Below are 1,581 nucleotides of genomic sequence, written 5' to 3' on the forward strand. Positions count from 1 at the left end.
CTCCACGGCCCCCTAATCAAACTGGAGTCTCAGCCTACAATATATTATTGTATTTCTAAGGGAGGCGACCAGGATGAGACGATCCAACAAATTGTATGAAGAAGTTCGACTTGATGTCGTCCGACAAGCTTTATCCGGTATCAAGGTGGGGGTGCTTGCCAGAAACTATGATCTTCACCCGGAAACCATCCGTAACTGGATTCGAACCTACCGGGATCAAGTTGATGTTGACGAACTTCCACCTGCCGAACAGCAGTACCAAGAACTGAAGAGACTCCAAGAGATCGAAGAAAAGTATGAAAAGGCAAAAAAAGTTCTCGGTGAAAAGGAGCTCGAGATTGAGATTTTGCGTGAGTTGCTAAAAAAGAAGAACCCCGCTTACACGAAAAATTTGAAATAGCCGACCAATTCATTAAGCGGGGAGAAATGGCAACTCTCGTCTTGCAAATCCTTGGTCTGGCGAAATCCACCTATTACGATCGATTCAAACGAACAAGCCAAGTAACGGAACCCTCTAGAGTAAGCCACAGAGGCCGCTCCTATCCCGGATATTCTCTTACGACGGATGGACAGAAAGTGAGCGACGAACAGATCAAGGAATGGCTGCTTGAACTGGTAGAGGGCGAAGAGCATGTGTATGGTTATAAGTTACTCGCCCGATGTCTTCAAAAAGAAAAGAAACTGATCCTCAATAAGAAGAAATCGTATCGATTATGCAGTGAGCTTGGCATTCTTCAAAAACAGCGAAAACGGAAATCGAAGCACCCACGAAGATTGCCCAAAAACCGCATCGTGACAGGACCTAATCAACTATGGCAGATGGATATCAAATATGGATATATAGCCGGCCGAGACCGATTCTTTTTCATACTCGATATCATTGACGTATTTAACCGCGTAATCGTTGGTTATTATAGAGGACCCGTATGTGAGGCCAAACACGTCTGTCAGACCTTAGTACAGGCTCTGGAGAGCCAGATCAAGCCGGAAGATCCTCGGCCGGTCATCCGAACGGATAACGGGCCACAATTCATAAGCACGTTATTTGGGGACACTTGTGAAAGCTGGGAATTAGTCCATGAACGGATCCCTCCGAAAACACCGAATATGAATGCTTATATTGAATCGTTCCACAGTCTATTGGAGCGAGATCTGTTGGCGAAAGAAGACTTCATGACCTTCGAAGAAGCTTATATAGCCATCGACCGCTACATGGATTTTTATAATCATCGAAAGATGCATGGTAGTTTAAGGCATATGTCTCCGATCCAATTTTCTCATTGGGTGATGCAGCTTGATGACCATTCTAAGTACAATATCGCCTTGTAATGGGTTCTTACCAGGCAATGGTGACTCCAAAGACTTTACATGGAGTGGCAGGCATGATAGGCTGATAACCTTGCGAATCTGTCTTGAAACTTCGCCCTTTCGCAAACATTCATGCCTGCAGAGGCTCCGTGTCAAGTCGGCCCCTTACGGCGATAGAATCACGAAAACTTATGAAAAACCTCTAAAAAGAGAGGAATTGTATACAAGTTAGTTCTTTTGTGGTACGGACTCCGGAATTAGGGGGCCTAGCCG

General features: G+C 45.2%; 2 protein-coding genes. Both read left to right on the forward strand.

What is annotated here, in order from left to right:
• Positions 1-73 precede the first annotated feature (73 nt).
• Positions 74-400 carry a transposase gene (locus KJS69_RS29310; protein ID WP_213587774.1) on the forward strand — a complete coding sequence of 109 codons (327 nt, stop codon included), beginning with the start codon at positions 74-76 and terminating at the stop codon, positions 398-400.
• Between the two features lie 26 nt (positions 401-426).
• On the forward strand, positions 427-1,329 hold the full coding sequence (locus KJS69_RS29315) for an IS3 family transposase (protein WP_213587776.1): 903 nt from the start codon (positions 427-429) through the stop codon (positions 1,327-1,329).
• Positions 1,330-1,581 lie beyond the last annotated feature (252 nt).

The sequence above is a fragment of the Paenibacillus sp. J2TS4 genome (genome assembly GCF_018403245.1).
In the GTDB taxonomy this organism is placed as follows: domain Bacteria; phylum Bacillota; class Bacilli; order Paenibacillales; family NBRC-103111; genus Paenibacillus_L.